The 607-nt window shown below is 66.9% G+C and carries 3 pseudogenes; 1 reads left to right on the top strand and 2 read right to left on the bottom strand.

Annotated elements, in window-relative coordinates:
* Positions 1–188 (top strand): annotated as a pseudogene (locus U8L64_RS00630) (hypothetical protein); the annotation flags it as partial.
* 92 nt (positions 189–280) lie between these two features.
* Here U8L64_RS00630 and U8L64_RS00625 read toward each other — a convergent pair.
* Both U8L64_RS00625 and U8L64_RS00620 read right to left on the bottom strand, forming a co-directional pair.
* Positions 281–391 (bottom strand): annotated as a pseudogene (locus U8L64_RS00625) (bacteriophage T4 gp5 trimerisation domain-containing protein); the annotation flags it as partial.
* Between the two features lie 37 nt (positions 392–428).
* Positions 429–572, bottom strand: a pseudogene (locus U8L64_RS00620) (alpha-hydroxy-acid oxidizing protein); the annotation flags it as partial.
* Positions 573–607: the final 35 nt, after the last annotated feature.

Here is a 607-nt window from a genome sequence, read left to right as displayed (position 1 = left end):
GGTCGATAACGTTGACCACGCCGCCGATGGCACCACCGCCGTACAGCAACGCAGCCGGCCCTGAGCGTCACGACACCGTGGAAGCCAGCAGCTACAGCGAGTTCAGGGCCGAGGAACACCGCACGACTCACGGCGACCGCAAGACCGAAGTCAGAGCCAGCGATCACCTCATCGTCGGCAACACCCAGTAGCCCTGCTCCGGATGGATCGCGTGCAGTACCGCATAGCCGCAGACCAGCGCGATGCTCATGCGCAGCGCATGACGGAATAGCAGCGAGGCGATGTTCTCGTCCCAGTCGCGCTGGGCGTGGATGTAGATCTGTTCGGCGCCCTTGCGGTCTTCGATGCGCAGTTCGTTGTAGCCGCCACCACCCGGCGAGCTCAGCGTCTTGTCTCAGCACCCAGGCACCCTGCTCCAGGCGTTCGTGACCCTGCTTGGCGACCTGGCGCAGCGCCGCCTTGGGGTTGTCGCGATCGCGCAGCATGTAAAGCTGGAACCAGCAGGCGCGCGTACTGGCCGCGTGCACCTCGGCCAGCGAGCAGATGCCGACCGTGGACAGGCTGAACGGCACGCCGGCCGCCGCCGCTGCCCGCGCCGCCTGCACCT

This window comes from Pseudomonas sp. FIP_A4 (assembly GCF_036701605.1).
GTDB lineage: Bacteria > Pseudomonadota > Gammaproteobacteria > Pseudomonadales > Pseudomonadaceae > Stutzerimonas > Stutzerimonas phenolilytica.
Note: the sequence above shows the minus strand (reverse complement) of the source record. Positions and strands in the feature narration are given on the sequence as shown.